Origin of the sequence: Clostridium thermobutyricum DSM 4928 (assembly GCF_002050515.1) — a bacterium.
GTDB lineage: Bacteria > Bacillota > Clostridia > Clostridiales > Clostridiaceae > Clostridium > Clostridium thermobutyricum.
In genome coordinates, this window is the sequence record NZ_LTAY01000049.1 from 1 (window position 1) to 18,057 (window position 18,057).

At 26.3% G+C, this 18,057-nt stretch carries 17 protein-coding genes and 1 pseudogene; 12 read left to right on the forward strand and 6 right to left on the reverse strand.

Annotated features, from left to right (window positions below):
• The first annotated feature begins 483 nt into the window (after positions 1–483).
• The gene (locus CLTHE_RS10120; RefSeq protein ID WP_080023234.1) at positions 484–852 is read left to right on the forward strand and encodes a hypothetical protein; all 369 of its coding nucleotides are present in this window, start codon (positions 484–486) and stop codon (positions 850–852) included.
• A gap of 186 nt (positions 853–1,038) precedes the next feature.
• Here the strand turns inward: CLTHE_RS10120 and CLTHE_RS10125 are convergent, their stop codons facing one another.
• Positions 1,039–1,794 carry an N-acetyltransferase gene (locus CLTHE_RS10125; protein WP_080023235.1) on the reverse strand — a complete coding sequence of 252 codons (756 nt, stop codon included), beginning with the start codon at positions 1,792–1,794 and terminating at the stop codon, positions 1,039–1,041.
• Positions 1,795–2,141: 347 nt separating this feature from the next.
• Between CLTHE_RS10125 and CLTHE_RS10130 the strand changes: the two genes are divergently transcribed.
• The 10 genes and pseudogenes from CLTHE_RS10130 to CLTHE_RS10175 all read left to right on the forward strand — a co-directional run bounded on the left by CLTHE_RS10130 (position 2,142) and on the right by CLTHE_RS10175 (position 12,626).
• The gene (locus tag CLTHE_RS10130; protein ID WP_080023236.1) at positions 2,142–3,239 is read left to right on the forward strand and encodes a BMP family lipoprotein; all 1,098 of its coding nucleotides are present in this window, start codon (positions 2,142–2,144) and stop codon (positions 3,237–3,239) included.
• An 83-nt stretch (positions 3,240–3,322) separates the two neighbouring features.
• Positions 3,323–4,855 (forward strand): ABC transporter ATP-binding protein, encoded by a 1,533-nt coding sequence (locus CLTHE_RS10135; RefSeq protein ID WP_080023237.1) that lies wholly within the window; start codon positions 3,323–3,325, stop codon positions 4,853–4,855.
• Complete coding sequence (locus CLTHE_RS10140; protein ID WP_080023238.1) at positions 4,848–5,930, forward strand: ABC transporter permease; 1,083 nt, start codon at positions 4,848–4,850, stop codon at positions 5,928–5,930. Before CLTHE_RS10135 ends, CLTHE_RS10140 begins: the two co-directional genes overlap by 8 nt.
• Before the next feature lies 1 nt (position 5,931).
• Positions 5,932–6,888 carry an ABC transporter permease gene (locus tag CLTHE_RS10145; RefSeq protein WP_080023239.1) on the forward strand — a complete coding sequence of 319 codons (957 nt, stop codon included), beginning with the start codon at positions 5,932–5,934 and terminating at the stop codon, positions 6,886–6,888.
• 200 nt (positions 6,889–7,088) lie between these two features.
• Positions 7,089–7,637 carry a hypothetical protein gene (locus CLTHE_RS10150; protein ID WP_080023240.1) on the forward strand — a complete coding sequence of 183 codons (549 nt, stop codon included), beginning with the start codon at positions 7,089–7,091 and terminating at the stop codon, positions 7,635–7,637.
• A gap of 475 nt (positions 7,638–8,112) precedes the next feature.
• Entirely contained in the window at positions 8,113–8,598 is a 486-nt protein-coding gene (locus tag CLTHE_RS10155) for a DUF2975 domain-containing protein (protein ID WP_080023241.1), read from the forward strand.
• A gap of 9 nt (positions 8,599–8,607) precedes the next feature.
• Positions 8,608–8,808, forward strand: a complete 201-nt coding sequence (locus tag CLTHE_RS10160) for a helix-turn-helix domain-containing protein (RefSeq protein WP_080023242.1) — start codon at positions 8,608–8,610, stop codon at positions 8,806–8,808.
• 221 nt (positions 8,809–9,029) lie between these two features.
• Entirely contained in the window at positions 9,030–9,356 is a 327-nt protein-coding gene (locus CLTHE_RS10165; RefSeq protein ID WP_080023243.1) for a hypothetical protein, read from the forward strand.
• A gap of 294 nt (positions 9,357–9,650) precedes the next feature.
• Positions 9,651–10,418, forward strand: a pseudogene (locus CLTHE_RS10170) (DUF2087 domain-containing protein).
• Between the two features lie 753 nt (positions 10,419–11,171).
• On the forward strand, positions 11,172–12,626 hold the full coding sequence (locus CLTHE_RS10175) for a protein adenylyltransferase SelO (RefSeq protein WP_080023244.1): 1,455 nt from the start codon (positions 11,172–11,174) through the stop codon (positions 12,624–12,626).
• 123 nt (positions 12,627–12,749) lie between these two features.
• On the opposite strand, the gene CLTHE_RS10180 is transcribed toward CLTHE_RS10175, so the two are convergent.
• Complete coding sequence (locus tag CLTHE_RS10180) at positions 12,750–13,286, reverse strand: 50S ribosomal protein L25 (protein ID WP_080023245.1); 537 nt, start codon at positions 13,284–13,286, stop codon at positions 12,750–12,752.
• Positions 13,287–13,714: 428 nt separating this feature from the next.
• Here CLTHE_RS10180 and CLTHE_RS10185 point away from each other — a divergent pair, with 428 nt between their 5' ends.
• Complete coding sequence (locus CLTHE_RS10185) at positions 13,715–14,344, forward strand: hypothetical protein (RefSeq protein WP_080023246.1); 630 nt, start codon at positions 13,715–13,717, stop codon at positions 14,342–14,344.
• Positions 14,345–14,510: 166 nt separating this feature from the next.
• Here the strand turns inward: CLTHE_RS10185 and CLTHE_RS10190 are convergent, their stop codons facing one another.
• From CLTHE_RS10190 to CLTHE_RS10205, 4 genes are all read right to left on the reverse strand, one after another.
• Complete coding sequence (locus CLTHE_RS10190; protein ID WP_080023247.1) at positions 14,511–14,909, reverse strand: DUF956 family protein; 399 nt, start codon at positions 14,907–14,909, stop codon at positions 14,511–14,513.
• 118 nt (positions 14,910–15,027) lie between these two features.
• Positions 15,028–15,939: a PTS system mannose/fructose/sorbose family transporter subunit IID gene (locus CLTHE_RS10195; RefSeq protein ID WP_080023250.1), complete on the reverse strand. Its 912-nt coding sequence runs from the start codon at positions 15,937–15,939 to the stop codon at positions 15,028–15,030.
• 24 nt (positions 15,940–15,963) lie between these two features.
• Positions 15,964–16,770 (reverse strand): PTS mannose/fructose/sorbose transporter subunit IIC, encoded by an 807-nt coding sequence (locus CLTHE_RS10200; RefSeq protein WP_080023248.1) that lies wholly within the window; start codon positions 16,768–16,770, stop codon positions 15,964–15,966.
• A 33-nt stretch (positions 16,771–16,803) separates the two neighbouring features.
• The gene (locus CLTHE_RS10205) at positions 16,804–17,778 is read right to left on the reverse strand and encodes a mannose/fructose/sorbose PTS transporter subunit IIA (RefSeq protein WP_080023249.1); all 975 of its coding nucleotides are present in this window, start codon (positions 17,776–17,778) and stop codon (positions 16,804–16,806) included.
• Positions 17,779–18,057: the final 279 nt, after the last annotated feature.

The following is an 18,057-nucleotide window of genomic DNA, read 5'->3' on the forward strand; positions in this document are numbered from 1 at the left end:
ATATATAATAGTATATATTTGTAATTTTAGTTAATTTAAAAATGGTATTTTTAACATTTTAACTAGAAAAAATTAGATTTGAAAGAATTATATAGTAATTTTAAAAGAAATATTTATTAAAAGATTGATATGTATTCAAAATTAACATAAACATTATGATTATTTATTAGAAATTTATAGATAAAATAATATAAAAGATAAATTAATTTATAAAAAACAGTGTTTATTTAGTTTTAAAACTTAATTTAAAGAGGTATCAAAATGGAAACAAAATTAAATTAAAAATATTTTATAATATAAAGCTAAGAGATAAAGAAGGTTTTAAAAAATAGCTTTAAGAACATATGTTCAATATCTAAAAAATAGTAATATACATTATAAAATTATAATATAAAGTTGAATATTTAAAATAACAAAGTATAATATAATAGGAATTAATTTTCAATAATAATTAATATTGATACAAACATAGGAGAAATAAAAATGGAATTTTTAGATAAAACACATGAAGAAAGATTTTTACATATGGAAAAAGAAAGTGGTAAAACTAAAAAAAATAAAGAGTATGAAATTCTTTATTTTATAATAGCTGGTAATGATGGATTATGGGATAAGAGAAATCTTATACTTTCAGAATCATTTGATGAATTAATAGTTGATTTAGAAAATGATAAAAATAGATGTGTAACAGGACCTTTTGATAATAGTGAAAGAAAGCTACTTAATTTAGCTGTTAATATGTTTAATATTAGATTAGCTAAAATGGCATTAGCTGAAATAATGTATGATTTAGATCCTAGAGATCAAAAGTTAGCTTTTAACCTATTAAAGTTTAAATACAACATGAAATAAAAACTTATATAATATATTAAAAAAATCTAAATACGTTATATAAAATAATACAAAATAGCTTGGAATTTATTTTAATAAGAATTTTAAAAAATAGTTAAAATGAAAGATAATATTTTTCTATTCCTGTTTTTAATTTTCTGATTTAAAAATAATCCAAGCTATTTTATTATAAAATAATTATTTATTTTAAAGTCCTTTTTGTTCAATAATTTTTTCAAACTTTTTAATTGATAAAATCTCATTAGTAATGAATTTGCCATTATAAAATAAACTATAAGAAGTAAACGGAGAAGGGGCATTTTGTGCTTGTTCCCTTGTGTCTAAAAGTACTGTTTTAAATTGAATACCTTTATTATTGGCAAATTCCTCAATAATAGGAACATATTTAGCTGTAAATGGACATTGATGAGTATAAAAAAGTACAAATCCTTCCTCTTCTAAGCATGGATTAATTACATTTTCTTTAAAAGAAGGTTTATATGAATCTGAATTAAATGGTAAATATAGAAGTTCAAAATAAGGTGATGCTTTATCAGCTAATTTAAATCCTTTATATTTTAAAAAATCAGGATCAGAAAGAAATGGCATTTTCTTTTTTGATGATAATACAACAAGCCCTTTTTTTCCTTTTTCTTTACTATCTCTAATACATTCTTCTAAAAGTAAATTAGCATTACCTTGTCCTTTAAATTTTCCTGAAACCCAAAAGCAATTAATAAACATATAATCATTTGCATTAATAGGACTCCAAGCCATTTCAGCTGGAATATATTCAATAAAGCATTTCCCTCTAACATTACATTTTTTAAATACAAGTCCATCTTTAAAACATTTATTAAGCCAAGATTTTTTTGAGGATACTTGACAGTCTTTATTATTTGAAATTGCACAACAAATATGTTCTTTTTCTATATTTTCTTTTGTAACTGAAATAATATCCATATAATCACCTAATTTCTAAGATTTTAGTAGTTTACATATTAATTATATACAATTTTTGGATATAAAATCAGAAAACTAAAATATTAAAAAATATTTTAGTTAATTATATTTCAAATTTTGCAAAAACAAAAAGAAATCTTTTGAATTTTTTTAGGAGATTAAAATTTAAATAAGAATATTATCATATTTTGAGAAAAGAAAATTTTATTTTATATTATTAATGAATAAAGAGTGAATAAATGTTGAACGCTATATTAACGCATGCTATAATTTTCCTGTAAAAGAAAATAGATGTACATTTTGGTAAATCTGTTTTTTTATAATTTAAAATTTTAGGGGGAAGAATTATGAAAAAGAAGGTAATTGCAATGGCAATGACTCTTTTAATGGCAACAGGCGTATTAGCTGGTTGTGGAGGGGCGTCAGGAGATGATGCTTCAAAAGAGAAAAAAGGAATAAAGGTTGGAATGGTTACAGACTCAGGTACTATTGATGACAAATCATTTAACCAAGGGACTTGGGAAGGAATACTTAAAGCTGAAAAGGATTTAGGTGTTACTACACAATACTTAAAGCCAGCTGGAGAAACTGAACAAGACTACTTAAAAGAAATTACAAATTTATATGATGCAGGAAATAGAGTTATAGTAGCTCCAGGATTTAAATTCGAAACTGCTATATATAAAGCACAAGACAAATATAAAGATGCAAAATTCGTTATAATAGATGGATCTCCAAAAAAGGATAATAATGCTAAAGAAGGAACAGTTGCTGATAATACAGTTTCTATATTCTATGCTGAAGAGCAATCAGGGTTCTTAGCAGGAGTTGCAACAGCACTTGAAATAAAAGAAGGTGACTTAGGATTTATTGGAGGACTTGAAATTCCACCAGTTCAAAAATTTAACTGGGGATTCCAGCAAGGAGTTAAATATGCTAATGAAAACTTTGGAACTAAAACTACTTTAAAAGCTGAAAACGTTAAATATGCAAATTCATTTGTAGATACAGCAGCTGGACAACAATTAGCAGCTACTATGTATGACAGAGGAGTTAAAGCTGTTTTCGTATCAGCAGGTAAAGTTGGTGTTGGTGTTATAACTGAAGCTAAAACAAGAGTTTCAAAAGGTGAAACTGCTTGGGTTGTAGGTGTTGATGTTGACCAATATGCAGATGGTATTTATGAAGGAGATAAATCAGTTATTCTTACTTCAGCTACTAAAAATATTGGAAAATCAGCTTATGATATGATTGATGCTGAAATTAAAGGTGAATTCCCAGGTGGAAAAACTTTAACATTTGATATTAAAAATGATGGTGTTGGAATTCCAGAAAAGAATCCAAACCTTTCAGAAGATACAATTAGTAAAGTTAACCAAGTTAAAGAAGATATGAAAGCTGATAAGATTAAAGTTTCAGCAGAAAAAGGGAATTTAATACCTTAGTTTTTTGAGTAAAGAAATAGGTGGAATATAAAAAAATATTCCACCTTTTTTACATAACGAGTTTATAGTTAGGAGGAGAATAGATGGGTTATGTAGTTGAAATGCTTAATATCAGAAAAGAATTTGCTGGTATAGTTGCAAATGATAATATAACTTTAAGACTTAAAAAAGGTGAAGTTCATGCACTTTTAGGAGAAAATGGAGCAGGAAAATCAACTTTAATGAGTGTTCTTTTTGGTATGTATAAGCCAGAAAAGGGACAGATAAAAATAAATGGGGAAGAAGTAAAAATAACAAGTCCTAATAAAGCAAATGAGTTAGGAATAGGAATGGTTCATCAACATTTTAAGCTTGTTGAGAATTTTACTGTTACTGAAAATATTATTCTTGGAAATGAGCCTAAAAAATTAGGAGTAGTTGTTGATAAAGAAAAAGCAGCTAAAAAAATATTGGAAATTTCAAAAAAATATAATTTAAATATTGATCCATATGCAAAAATTGAAGACATATCAGTTGGTATGCAACAAAGAGTAGAAATTTTAAAAATGCTTTATAGAGAAGCAAATGTTTTAATACTTGATGAACCAACAGCTGTTTTAACACCTGATGAAATTTCAGAACTTATGAATATAATAAGAGACCTTATAAAAGAAGGAAAATCTATAATAATAATTACTCATAAGCTTAAAGAAATAAAAGCTATTGCTGATAAATGTACAGTTATAAGAAGAGGAAAATATATAGGAACAGTTGATGTAAAAGATACTACTGAAGCTAAAATGGCTGAAATGATGGTAGGAAGAGAAGTTTCTTTTAAAGTAGAAAAAAAAGAAGCTAAGCCAGGAAAAACTGTTCTTAAAATAGATAATTTATCAGTTATGAATAATAAAAAAGTTTTAGGACTTAAAAATTTCTCTATTGAAGCTAGAGCTGGAGAGATTTTAGGAATTGCTGGAGTAGAAGGAAATGGTCAATCTGAACTTGTTGAAGCAATTACAGGAATGAGAAAAATACATGGTGGAAATATAGAACTTTTAGGAGAGAATATAGAAACCTTATCTATAAGAAATAGAATTGATAAAGGAATATCTTATATTCCTGAGGATAGACATAAGAGAGGATTGGTTTTAGATTACTCTTTAGAAGAAAATATAGTTCTTAAATCATATAAAAATAAACCTTTTTCAAATAAAGGAATATTAAACAGAAAAGCTATAAGAGAATATGCAAAAGAAATAATAAAAGCATTTGATGTTAGATCAGGAGAAGGAGAAAAAACTATTGTTAGGTCTATGTCAGGAGGAAATCAGCAAAAAGCTATTATAGGAAGAGAAATAGAAGCTGATCCAAAACTTCTTATAGCAGTTCAGCCAACAAGAGGGCTTGATGTAGGTTCAATTGAATATATTCATAAAAGATTAGTTGAAGAAAGAGATAAAGGAAAAGCAGTTCTTTTAGTTTCTTTAGAACTTGATGAAGTATTAAATGTTTCAGATAGAATAGCAGTAGTAAATGCAGGAGAGCTAATTGGTATTGTTAATGCAAGTGAAACAAATGAAAATGAAGTTGGTCTTATGATGGCAGGAGTAAAAGAGGAGGTAGCTTTACATGAATAGAAAATCTCTATTATCTATGTTTGCAGTTATATTAGGACTTATTGCAGGGGCTATACTTATGGCTTTAATAGGAAATAATCCTATTGATGGATACTCATATTTAGTTAAAGGTGGAGTTATGAGTATAGAAAGAATAGGAAATACAGTAGCTACTGCGGCACCACTTATATTAACAGGACTTTCTGTAGCTTTTGCATTTAGAACAGGTCTTTTTAATATTGGAACACCAGGACAAATGCTTTTTGGGGGATTTTGTGCAACAGCAGTTGGTCTTACAGTAGATTTACCTCAAATAGCTTTAGTTCCACTTATGGTTTTAGTAGGTATAATTTCAGGAGCATTATTAGCAGTTATTCCTGGAGTATTAAAAGCTAAGTTCAATGTACATGAAGTTGTTTCAACTATTATGATGAACTGGATAGCTTATTGGATAGTTTTTTATGCAATTCCAGCTTATTTTAAAGGCGAATCTATAGAAACTGAATCTAGAGCTCTTTCAGAAGGAGCTACTTTAAAAATAAATGCATTAAGTAATATTTTTGAGGGTTCATTTATTAATGCTGGAGTATTTTTAGCAATAGGAGCTGTAATATTAGTTTGGTTTATATTAGAAAAAACAGTTTTAGGATATGAATTAAAAGCTGTTGGATTTAATAGACATGGAGCAGAATATGCTGGTATGCCTGTTAATAGAAATATAATTTTATCAATGATGATATCAGGAGCACTTTCAGGATTAGCGGGAGTTATTCAATATGCAGGAAATACAAATGCAATACAAATTGGAGTTATGCCATCACAAGGATTTGATGGAATAGCAGTTGCACTTTTAGCAGCAAATTCTCCATTAGGTGTTTTATTCTCAGCAATATTCTTTGGACTTCTTTATACAGGAAGAGGATTTATGAGTGCTATGACTGGAATTCCACCAGAAATAGCAGATACTATAATATCAATAATAATTTATTTCGCAGCAACAAGTGTTATTGTAGATAAAGTTTTAGATAATTTCTCTAGAAAACGAAAACTGAAAAAAGAAAATTTAAAAACTGAAAAAGAGAAGGAGGTAGTTTAATATGTGGGAAACAATACAACAAATATTTCCTTATGCAATGGCATATATGACACCTTTATTAATAGTTGCTTTAGGAGCTTTATATTGTGAAAGAAGTGGAGTTGTAAACATAGGATTAGAAGGATTTATGATAGTTGGTTCTTTTGCAGGAGCTTTCACTATAGTAAAATTACAAGGAAGTTTTCCAGCTGGTAGTTCAACTCATTTATGGATTGGATTATTAGTTGCAGCTATAATTGGGGCAATATTTTCACTTTTACATGCATTTGCAAGTATAAATCTTAGTGCTAACCAAGTTATTAGTGGAACAGCAATAAATATGATAGCTGGTAGTTTAACAATATTCTTAGCTAGAAATATTACTGGAAGCGGAAATATAGGAATTCAAATGGGATTTGTACCAAAGGATATACCAGTACTTTCAAAAATTCCTGTTTTAGGACCTCTTTTATTTACAAAAACTTATCCAACTACATGGCTTGTGTTGGGAATAATTGCAATAAGTGCATTTGTTTTATATAAGACAAGCTTTGGAATGAGATTAAGAGCATGTGGAGAGCACCCACAAGCAGCTCAAGCAGCTGGAGTAAGTGTATTTAAAATGAGATATATAGGAGTTATGATATCAGGAGCACTTTCTTCATTAGGAGGAGCAATAATCATAGTAACTTATTCAGGAGAATTTAATGGAAGTGTTGCAGGACTTGGTTTCTTAGCATTAGCAGCATTAATCTTTGGACAATGGAAGCCACTTGGAATATTAGGAGCAACTATGTTCTTTGGTTTTGCAATAACAATTGCAAATGTATCACAAGCAATACCTTCTCTTGAAAATATTCCATCAGTTGCACTTAAAGTTTTCCCATATATAGTTACACTTATTGCATTAATAATATTCTCTAAATCATCACAAGCACCAAAAGCATCAGGAGAGCCATTTGATGCAGGAAAGAGATAAATAATAAAATATATATAATTAATAAAGAAGCATTCTTAAATAAGCAAAAAACTTTAAGATATGCTTCTTTTTTTGAAGAGATTCTTAATAGTAAATTTACTAGAGGTTCATTTAGAATATAGTTATATAATTTATATTAAATTATATGAAAAGTATAAAGAGTTAAATTGAACTAATGCAATATTATGAGGTGAAAACATATGAAAAAGAAATTTATAGCAATTATTATTGGTTTAACAACGATTTTGGGATCAAGTGCAGGAATAATAGCTCATGCAGAAAGTTTAAATTCAAATGGAGAAAATACAATATCAAATCAAAAACAAGAAAATACTAATACAGAGAATTCAGGAATAGAAATATTTAAAAATATAAAATTATCATTAGAAAATGGTGAAACAGTAAGTCAAATAAAAGGTAATATGATAAACAAATTCAAGATAGATTTAAACAATAAAGTTGCAAATGGAAAAATAACTAAAAATGAAGCTAGTCAGTTATTAAAAAAATATACTGAAGGTATAGATAAAGATAATATACTTTATGGAGTAGTTAAAAATACAACAATAATGAATGATTTAAATTCTGGTAAAACTTTAACTAAAGCTGAAGAAAATCTTATGCAAATAAAAACAGATGAGATTAATAAATTAGTTGTAAACAGAGAAATAACTAGCTTACAAGGAATAAATAGAATAGCTAAAATAAATAGAAATATAGAAACTGGGAACTCTATTTTTGTAAATTAGTATATATTTAATTTAGTATTTTACTAACATAAGAATTAAGAAATACATATAAAAGTTATTAAATAAGATTAATTTCGTAATTTACTAATATAATCTATAGTAAATAAAATTATATACATTTTGTTTAAAATGCCACTTCAAAATATTGAAGTGGTATTTTTAGTACTTATTAATTACATGGAACAATAAGATTAACATTGATTAATTAAAAAGATTAACTTAAAAAATATAAATAATTTTACAGATAATAATGTAAACATATATATAAACATAATTACTTACAGGATAAAATTGTTATTTGAAAAATTAAAAAATAAATAAAACATATTTTTACTACTAATAAAATGATTATTGTGTAAAGTATTGTTTATCAAAAATATATTATCGTTTTTCGATAAAAAATACTTGACAAACAATATTTTTCTAAGTTAATATTAATTTGATTTCAAAAGATAAAAAAGAGAGGAAGATAAAAATGAATAAAAATAGAAATTCAAAAATTTTAAATGGATTAGTTATATTTGGAATAGTGCTTACTGTAATAGCTCTTTTATTTACACCATTAGGGTTAACGGCATTTTTTAAAACTCAAGGAGTTTATAATTCAAATTTACCAAGTTTGTTTTCAGGAGTTATATATATTTGTGCAATTCCTTACTTAATTGCTTTAATTTATTTAAAAAAGTTATGTAAGCTTATGGGAAGTAGTGATGCATTTTCTAGAAAAATACCTAAAGTAATAAAATGGATAGGAATAAGTGCTTTTAGTGAGATAATTATATTTAATCTTGTTAATGTAGGATTATATTATTGTTATGGATTATATTTTTATGCATTAACAGTTTTTTCTTGCATTATAGTAACATTTGTTTCAGCAACAATAGGATTTTTTGCTTTTGTTTCATCTAATCTATTTAACAGAGTAATTGAAATAAAAGAAGAAAATGATGCAACTATATAGGAGGAGAGTATGGGGATAATAGTTAATTTAGATGTTGTCATGGCAAAAAGAAAAATTAGTTCTACAGAACTGTCACAAAAATTAGGAATAACTCCAGCTAACTTATCAATTCTTAAAAATAACAAAGCAAAAGCTATAAGATTTTCAACTTTAGAAAAGCTTTGTGAAATATTAGAGTGTCAGCCAGGAGATATTTTAGAATATAAATAGCTCTATATTTAATTTTAGATATACATATTTTTAAATTTCAAAGATTAAATTTTATAATAAAAAATATAAATTAGAAAAATAACACTAGTAAATTAATTTTTATTAGTGTTTTATTTTATATTTTTTCACGTGAAATTCACATTAGATTCATTTTGATTATAGCTAAGTAATTTATATTAATTTGTGTAGATAAATAAGTTTATAGATACAGAGGTGAAAGCGTGAGAAAACTTATTTTAGTTATGACAGTTGGAATATCAATGTTTATATTTATGGGACATACAGCTCATGCAGATACTTTAACTAAATATAAAATGAATAATACAAATATTATAGAAATAAAATCAAAGAGTATATTACTTAGTAGAAGAAAGCAAAGAGATATCATAAGAATTTTAAATAAAACTATTACTTTAAAAAAAGATGAAATTACATATGCTAGATCTAAAACAAAAGAGATAAATAATTTATTGAAAAGACATAAAACAAATAATCAAATAGCAAAAGAAAAGATTAATAAGATAAGTAAAAATATATCTAATTACTAGATTTAATAACATTTTGTTTTAATAGACTATAATTAAAATAGGACTGAATTTTAAATTCAGTCCTATTAATTTAAATTTTATATATTATTTATTGTTTTATTTAAATAATAAGGAAAAAATCAAAGCACTTTAAAAGAGTAAAATCTTTTAAAGTGCTTTTTTTATAAAGTTTATAAATACATATATAACTATATATTTATAAACTAAAAATAAAAATGTTTGTTTTATAGTAGACAAAAATAAAAAATAAGCATATAATTTTTTATAAAATATATTATAAAAGGAGTAGATTTTATGAAAGAGAATAAAGAATTATTTTGGGATGCAACTATTGAAGATGTAAAAAGGGGTTTTACAGAAGATGAAGATAGTTATAAATGTATCATTTGTGAAGAAGACTTTACTAAAGGAAGAATATATGAAATAGATAATATGCTTTTTGATGCAAAAAAAGCAACAGAGATTCATATAGGGAAAAAACATGGTTCAACTTTAGAGTATTTATTAAATATGAATACTTCTTTTACAGGACTAACAGAAGTACAAAGAGAACTATTATTATTAATCTCTTCAGGACTATCTGATAAAGATATTGCAAAAAAACTTGGAGTTGCTAACTCTACTATAAGAAATCATCGTTATAAGCTAAGAGAAAAAGAAAAGCAAGCAAGAATGTTTTTAGCTATTATGGAGCTTTTATCTAATGGTACAAATAAATAGATAAATGTTTTAGATAAAGAAAAATTAGAAGATGCTCATAAGACAGCTAAAAATATAGATGATAGATACAATATTACTGATAGTGAAAAAGAAAATGTTATAAAAAATTATATGAATGAAAATGGTGGTATTAAAACTTATCCATCTAAGGAGAAAAAGAAAATAATAGTTTTAGCAGAAGTAGCTAAAAACTTTAAGTTAGGTAAAAAGTATTCAGAAAAAGAAATAAATAGAGTTTTAAAAAGAATATATGATGATTATGCAACTATACGAAGAGCATTAATAGAATATGGATTTATAGAGAGATCTAAAGATTGTAGTAGTTATTGGGTTAAGGAGTAATTACAAAGTTATAATCATTATATATATCTGTACTATATATAGTTTAACAAGTTAAGAAATAACTATAAAATGCAAAATGCTATATATGATAAAAAATTTTATTAATTATCAATATAGATAATTAATGACACAAATCAAAGTAATTTTTATGAGGGGAATAGAATAACTTTGGGTGAAGTAAAATGTTATTTAGATTTAAAGTTAAGTTAAAAGGAAAACTTACTTAACTTTGTAAATATATTAGAAGATAAGTATAAATCTATTGAAGAAATAAAAATATGTTTAATAGTAGAAAAATGGATATTAACGTGATAGCTTAATTTTTATTAGAGATAAGAAAATAATTGGGAGTATCTAAATTATATTAGAAGTTTGCGAAAAACTTTAAATGTATATTTAATAGAAATAAGAGAAGATATTAAAAAGAAAAAAGAAGTTATAAATAATTAAGTAGTCTAAATATGTATTTCTTTATTGTAACTAGAGATAATAAAAATATAGGATTTTTAAACATTGAAATTAACAATAATATATGAATGTTTGATATTAGACTATGCCTTAAATATAGAGATAAAAGAATTTTTAGAAACTGCAATTAATTTTCTACTCAAAAAGTCTAGTGAAAATATTTAATTAATAGTAATTGAAAAAATAAATTAGCTTATAATATGTATGCAAAAAGAGAATTCAAAGAAAAAGAAGTCTTAAATTATTGGCTAGAAATTAAATTTTAAAAAGAGTAAAGGAGAAAAGATGAAAGAAACGAAAGATATATTTAATTTTCAAAATAGTTATACAAATCTTCCAGAAAAATTTTTTACAAAAACTAAGCCAAACTCATCTATAGCACCAGAATTAAAAGTTTTAAACTATTCACTAATAAAGGAATTAGGATTAGATGAAAAAGCTATAGAAAAAGATGGGCTTAATGTATTTAGCGGAAATAGAATACCTAATGGAGCGGAGTGCATAGCTCAAGCTTATGCAGGACATCAATTTGGACATTTTACTATGCTAGGTGATGGAAGGGCTTGTTTATTAGGAGAGCATATAACTCCTAATGGAGAAAGATTTGATATTCAACTTAAAGGTTCAGGAAGAACTGTTTATTCAAGAGGTGGAGATGGTAAAGCAGCTCTTAAACCAATGCTTAGAGAATATATAATAAGTGAAGGAATGCATGGACTTGGAATTAAAACAACTCGTAGCTTAGCAGTAGTTACTACAGGAGAAGATGTAGTTCGTGAAACTTATTTAACTGGAGCAATATTAACTCGTGTTGCATCAAGTCATTTACGAGTTGGGACTTTCCAATATGCTTCAAGATTTTGTAGTAAAGAAGAGCTTAAAGCTTTAGCAGACTATGCATTAGATAGGCATTTTAAATGTTATGAAAAAGAAGAAAATAAATATCTTTATTTATTAGAGCAAATGATAAAAAATCAAGCAGAGCTTATTTCTAAGTGGCAATTAGTTGGCTTTATTCATGGAGTAATGAATACTGATAACATGACAATTAGTGGAGAAACTATAGATTATGGACCTTGTGCATTTATGGATGTATATAATCCTGAAACTGTTTTTAGTTCAATTGATATAGGTGGAAGATATGCATATGGAAATCAACCTAATATAGGTGGATGGGACCTTTCAAGATTTGCTGAAACTTTAATTCCTCTTTTAAGTGATAATGAAGAAGAAGGATTAAATATAGCACAAAAAGCTATTTCAAAGTATCCAGACATTTATACAAAATACTGGATTAATGGGATGAGAAAAAAGCTTGGATTATTTGATGAAGAAAAAGAAGATGAATATTTAATAGAAGGTCTTTTAAATATAATGAAAAATTATCAAATGGATTATACAAATACTTTCTTAGCATTAACTCGTAGAAGATTAGAAGACCTTAATTTATGTAATGATGAAGAATTTAAAACATGGTATAATCTTTGGATTAAAAGATTAGAAAGACAAGGAAAATCAGATGAAGAGGTAATTGAATTAATGAAAAAGCATAATCCAGTAGTTATACCTCGTAATTATAGAGTAGAAGAGGCTCTAGAAGCAGCTGATAATGGAGATTATTCTGTAATGGAAAAGTTAGTTGAGGCTATTAAAAATCCATATGATTATTCTAAAGATTTAGAGTATTATATTAAGACACCAGAAGTTCCAGAATCATATAGAACATTCTGTGGTACTTAAAATATTATATATCTAAAAATATTTTGAATTTGATTTAATAAATGTAATTATCATAGATATACTGTAATCTTAGTTAAAAATAATAAAAAAGCATTACTTATTAAGGTAATGCTTTTATTATTTTTAATATCCAACAACTGCTAAAGCAGTATCTTTATCTAATAACATTTCTATTTCTTTATCAAGTTTAACATCTTTTGCTAATATTTTTTCATCAATATTTAAATTTGAAACATCAAACTCAATTTTTTCTGGCATTTTATCTGCAGGTCCGTGTAATTCTAAATGAGTTTCTAAAGCTTCAAATACTAATCCTTTGTCAGCAATAGCTTCTTGACCTATAAATTCTATTGGAATATTCATTTTAACATTTTCATGCTTGTTTATAGCTTGAAAATCTATATGAATAACATTACCAAAGTTATCTTTTTGAATTTCTTTGATAATACAATTTTTAACTTCATTATTAACCTTTATTGGAATAATTGAAGTCATAGAATTATCTTTAAATAGTGAACTTAGTTCTTTTTTTTCAATTTTAAAAGATATATTTTTATCTAAAGTGTCACCATAGATTATACCAGGTACATTTAGCTCCCTTCTTATTTTATGTGGCGTGTCACCGTTGCTTCTTTCTGTTACCTTAAATGCTTCTACCATAATAAATTCCTCTTTTCTTTTTCGCTTAGTTATTTATTAAGTTCTTAGTAGCTTAAGAATATTAATTTTAAAATTAATACAGATAAGTTGCTTGAAGAGCTTTTTCTTTAAAATTATAACATCTAAAAGTGTATAAAATATTAATAAATATAGCAATTTTTGCAAATTAAATATAGAATTTTATAAAAATATATTTATGGAATATATTTTTTTATTTAAGGATTAGGAAATATAAGTTTTCTAATCTTTTTTTATTCAAATAAGCAAGTAGTCTTTATTGATATATAGAAGTAATAAAATGTTAAATCAAAATTAAAAATGTAAATAAATAATTGTATTAGTAATTTATAGGTTAAATATATAAAAAAAGTAATGATTTTATTGAAATTTTTATGTTTAAAATACTAAAATTATTATGAGGTGATAACATGGAAATAAAGATAAAAGAATACAAATATTCGTTTTGTTATTCAAGTGATAAGTGCCAAAAATGTAATTCTGTTATAGGTAGAAGTTTAACCAAAGTAAAAGATAGAGGGTGTTGTTTTTATTTTCCAAAATTTAATCTTTATGATATTCAAAAAATGAGTAAATCTGAAGAAGGATTAAAGACACTGCAAAAAATTTTGGAAAATAAAAATACAGAGATATATCACTATTATATTTGGGCTAAAGGAGAGTTTGATGAAGAAGGATATAAAAAATATAAAAATGAAAATGAAGAAGAAAATAGTATAAAAGATAAAACTATATTTTTTAAAACATGCCCTTTTGTTGTTGAAGGAAAAGGATGCACAATACCAACAGATTTTAGAAGTAATGTTTGTAACTTTTTTATATGTGATGAAATAAAGCAAACAATGAATAAAGAAAAAGTAGATGAACTTGAAGAAGAAGCTTTAAATTTTTATAGGTTTTATGAAAGAGAAAATATATCTTTAGAAGAATTATTAGAAGAGAAAAAAATATCATTAAAAGATAATTTTAAAGAAGTAATAGAAATTTTAAAAAAAGAACCTTTAAATATATATAAAGAAGAAATATTACTAGTAAAATAGATTAAATGATAAATTATAAAAAGGGTGTTGGGAATTAAATTTTCTACTTATATTTCTATAAATCTAAGATTTTAACATAAAAAAAGAATGACTTTAAATATTTAAATCATTCTTTTTAAATAAGCAAAACTCTATATTAGATATTTAATTTAACACTTTATAATATTTAGTTTCCCATTTTAGGACTAATTTTATTTTTTTTAAATATATTTGTTATTCCTCTTCTTAAAACTTGGAAAAAGCTTAATGATTTAACTATATTGTTTGGATCTATATAGTTTCTTATTGTGCGAAGTGCCTTTTTTGGATCTTTTGAAGAAAAAGAATATGTGCCATTTCTTTTAGTTTTAATTGCATAACGTGGAATCCATTTGCCTTTAAACATTACTGACACTATAACACATTCTACTTCCTCCCAAGGAATTTGAATAAACTTTCTATAATCTCTAGAATTATAAAATTCAAAACCTTTATCACCAATCATTATTTTTCCATAATTTGCTATGCCTGTGAAAGCTGTCCCATCAACAACTAAATCTACCTTTGTATTAAGTGACTTAACCATATTCTTTCCCTCTTTCTATTTAAACTTATCTATATGTTCTTAAATCTTTTTATTTAATTATACTATATTTAATAAAACCTAGGTTAAAAATAATTATAACCTAGGTCATATAAGAATATTACATTAAACCAATTACGTGGAATATAATACCTGCTATAAATAAACCAATAATTATAACAATTGGAGATACTTTTTTCTTTAGTAACCACATACAAAGAAGTGTTATTAATAATCCTGCAAGACCAGGAATTAATGCATTTAAATTATCTTGTAATGTTGTAACTTTATCTGGAGTTAATGATAATCCAGCAGCTTGTTGTATTAAAGCTTCTTTAATACCATTTGCTCCAGCTGGAAGACTACCCCAATCAATATAAGCACCTTTACTTAATGGAATTTGTGATATTATTGGTGTAAATTTAACTGATACCCATCTATTAACTAATGAACCTAAGATGAACATACCAAGGATAGAAGCACCTTTTGTTACATCTTGTAAGATTCCACCTGATAAATCATCTGTAATACTAGAACCTGCTTTATAACCAAATTCTTGTGTATACCACATAAATGCCATTCTGATAATGTTCCAACCAAAGAAGAAGATAATTGGACCTAAAATATTACCAGCTAGAGCAAGTGAAGCACCTAAAGCTCCTAATATAGGTCTAAGAGTAAACCAGAACACTGGGTCTCCTATACCAGCTAAAGGTCCCATCATACCAACTTTAACACCTTGAATAGTTACATCATCAACCGGTGCACCATTTGCACGATCTTCTTCTAGTGCTAATGTTACTCCAATAATAGGAGAAGCTATATATGGATGAGTGTTAAAGAATTCTAAATGACGTGTTAATGCAGCAGATCTTTCTTCTTTTGTTTTATATAATTTTTTGATTGCTGGAACTAATGCAAATGCCCAACCACCATTTTGCATTCTTTCATAATTCCAAGATCCTTGAAGAAAGAATGAACGAAACCAAATTGCAAGACGATCTTTTTTTGATAATTTTAATTTCTTTTCCATTTCCATTTTAAATATTCCTCCTTCTTAGTAGTTATCTATGATATCGCCTACTGGATCTCCAGTATTTGAACTACCACTACCACCTGAACCACCTTTTTTACTAAGTGCTAAGTAGATAAGTGCAATAGATACACCGATTACACCTAATCCAATAAGAGTAATTTCTGAAATAGTTGCTAATACAAAACCAATTGCAAAAAATGGCCAAATTTCTTTTGTTGCCATCATGTTAATTACCATTGCATAACCAACTGCAACAACCATTCCACCACCAACTGATAGACCATCTGTTAGCCAAGCTGGCATAGCTGAAAGTAATGCACGAATAGGTTCTGCACCAATTAGTAAGATTAATCCTGCTGGAATTGCTATACGAAGTCCTTGTAAGCAAATAGCTATAATATGCCACATCTCAACTTTTCTTATGTTTCCTTCTTTAGCTGCTGAATCCATTAAATGAACAAATGCAGTAGCTATTGTACGAACAATAATTGTTAATAATAAACCTGCAACTGCTAATGGTATAGCAATAGCAATAGCAGAGTTAACTCCAGCTTTACCTTCTCCACCTAAAATTAATATAATTGCGGATGCAACAGAGGCAAGTGCTGCATCAGGTGCTACTGCTGCACCAATATTTGCCCATCCTAAGGCAATCATTTGAAGAGTACCACCTAAGATTAAACAAGGTAATAAATTTCCTGTAACTAATCCAATTAAAGTACATGCTATTATTGGTTGATGGATTTCAAATTCATCTAAAATACCTTCTACTCCGGCTAAAAATGCTATAATAATGACTAATATTATTTGAATAATATTTAAATTCATGACCTTTAATCCTCCTTTTAAATTAAAATATTTTTATTTTAATTTATTTAATTCTTCTTGTGCTTTTTTTAGGATTTCGTCCATATTTGCTTTTGCATCATTTGGAACTTTACGAACATCAAATTCTAATCCTGCTTCTTTAAGCTTATTAAAAGTATCAATATCATCTTGACTAAAAGCAAGTACCTTATTAGGTTGAACTTTTCCAGCTGAATGAGCCATAGATCCAACATTAATAGTTTTTAAAGGTACTCCACCTTCTATTGCTCTAAGCAAATCTTGTGGATTTTCAAAAAGAAGCATAGCACGTTGTCCACCAAAATGTTCATTATCCTTTGAAAGTTTAATCATTTGATTTATTGGAACAACATGGGCTTTAATTCCTGGTGGAGCTGCTTGTTGAATTAATTTTCTACGAAGTTCATCTTTTGTTACTGCATCTGAAACAACAATAATTCTTGTTGGTTGTACAGTTTTTGTCCAAGCAGTTGCTACTTGACCATGAAGTAAACGAGAATCTATACGAGCTAAAACGTATTCAAAAGACCCAGGAGAACCTACATTAGAATTTTGATTAGTATTTGTAGAAGCTTTTTCTTCTACTACTTCTAAGTTTTCAGGTTTAACTTTAATTCCTTCTCTAGAAGAATTTAAAATACTAGCTGCAATTTCATGTGCAGATTCCATTGAAAAACGAGCTCCAAAAGCTTCAATTACCATAGGTAAATTCATTCCAGTTACAATTGCCCATTTATCTTTATGTTCTTCAAATAGACTATTTGCTTGGTTAAATGGAGTTCCTCCCCAAAGGTCTACTAAAAATAAAATCTCTTCTGAATTTTCAAATGATGCAATTGCTTCTTCGATTTTTGCTTTAATATCATCAGGTCCTTCACTAGGCATTAAAGTAACAGCTTTAACGTTTTCTTGTTCTCCAAAAATCATTGAAGACGATTGCAAAATACCGTTAGCAAAATCACCATGACTAGCAAGAATAATTCCTACCATAATATTTTCCTCCTATCCATTATTTAAAATTTAAATCTTAGTTTAATTAAATTAATAAATTTTCATAAATTAAATAAATTTTATACTTAAATTTTAACATTTATGCTTATTTATTCATAGAATTTCTCTTCAAAATTTACAAAAAGTTTAAAAATGACGAATTGATAAAATTAAAGGAAAAAATTGTTGAAAATTGTACAGAAAAATTGTTAGCATTAGGAATAGTTTATAAATAAATCATGTTAATTATTGATTAAAAAATATATATAGATATTAAAG

Bases quoted from the DNA above. Each gene is read 5' to 3' on its own strand.
- CLTHE_RS10145 (WP_080023239.1), top strand. From the start codon at position 5,932: ATGTGGGAAACAATACAACAAATATTTCCTTATGCAATGGCATATATG.
- CLTHE_RS10160 (WP_080023242.1), top strand. From the start codon at position 8,608: ATGGGGATAATAGTTAATTTAGATGTTGTCATGGCAAAAAGAAAAATT.
- CLTHE_RS10200 (WP_080023248.1), bottom strand. From the start codon at position 16,770: ATGAATTTAAATATTATTCAAATAATATTAGTCATTATTATAGCATTT.
- CLTHE_RS10135 (WP_080023237.1), top strand. From the start codon at position 3,323: ATGGGTTATGTAGTTGAAATGCTTAATATCAGAAAAGAATTTGCTGGT.
- CLTHE_RS10195 (WP_080023250.1), bottom strand. From the start codon at position 15,939: ATGGAAAAGAAATTAAAATTATCAAAAAAAGATCGTCTTGCAATTTGG.
- CLTHE_RS10180 (WP_080023245.1), bottom strand. From the start codon at position 13,286: ATGGTAGAAGCATTTAAGGTAACAGAAAGAAGCAACGGTGACACGCCA.
- CLTHE_RS10125 (WP_080023235.1), bottom strand. From the start codon at position 1,794: ATGGATATTATTTCAGTTACAAAAGAAAATATAGAAAAAGAACATATT.
- CLTHE_RS10130 (WP_080023236.1), top strand. From the start codon at position 2,142: ATGAAAAAGAAGGTAATTGCAATGGCAATGACTCTTTTAATGGCAACA.
- CLTHE_RS10175 (WP_080023244.1), top strand. From the start codon at position 11,172: ATGAAAGAAACGAAAGATATATTTAATTTTCAAAATAGTTATACAAAT.
- CLTHE_RS10120 (WP_080023234.1), top strand. From the start codon at position 484: ATGGAATTTTTAGATAAAACACATGAAGAAAGATTTTTACATATGGAA.
- CLTHE_RS10190 (WP_080023247.1), bottom strand. From the start codon at position 14,909: ATGGTTAAGTCACTTAATACAAAGGTAGATTTAGTTGTTGATGGGACA.
- CLTHE_RS10140 (WP_080023238.1), top strand. From the start codon at position 4,848: ATGAATAGAAAATCTCTATTATCTATGTTTGCAGTTATATTAGGACTT.
- CLTHE_RS10205 (WP_080023249.1), bottom strand. From the start codon at position 17,778: ATGGTAGGAATTATTCTTGCTAGTCATGGTGATTTTGCTAACGGTATT.
- CLTHE_RS10150 (WP_080023240.1), top strand. From the start codon at position 7,089: ATGAAAAAGAAATTTATAGCAATTATTATTGGTTTAACAACGATTTTG.
- CLTHE_RS10185 (WP_080023246.1), top strand. From the start codon at position 13,715: ATGGAAATAAAGATAAAAGAATACAAATATTCGTTTTGTTATTCAAGT.
- CLTHE_RS10155 (WP_080023241.1), top strand. From the start codon at position 8,113: ATGAATAAAAATAGAAATTCAAAAATTTTAAATGGATTAGTTATATTT.